The sequence below is a fragment of the Caballeronia sp. dw_19 genome, from assembly GCF_018449515.1.
GTDB lineage: Bacteria > Pseudomonadota > Gammaproteobacteria > Burkholderiales > Burkholderiaceae > Caballeronia.
This window is the reverse complement of the sequence record NZ_JAAVUQ010000150.1, coordinates 1-234: the sequence shown is the minus strand read 5'-3', so window position 1 is coordinate 234 and position 234 is coordinate 1. Positions and strand designations below refer to the sequence as shown.

The window sequence follows — 234 nt, the reverse complement described above, 5'->3', positions numbered from 1 at the left end:
CACCCCGCGCTATCCGCGGACAACCAACCACCGAATTTCACGCATGTCGAACCACGCCGCCAACCCGCCAAGAAACGCGGCCGCAAAGATGCGGGCGGCCGTAACCGACGAAGATAGCTGTACAGAACGCGCAGCCAATTCACAAAAACTGAAGCAGCAAACACAAACACGCATGAAGCTGTGGCGAATGAATACGGTCGCACAGAACAGGTAGCTAACCCGTCAAAACCGCAG

Annotated in this window: 1 protein-coding gene; it reads left to right on the top strand. The window is 56.4% G+C overall.

Features of this window, described 5'->3' with window-relative positions; translation table 11 throughout:
* The coding region (locus tag HB376_RS40670) for a hypothetical protein (protein WP_213769321.1) at nt 1–214 on the top strand (214 nt) is incomplete at its 5' end.
* Between the last annotated feature and the right edge of the window lie 20 nt (nt 215–234).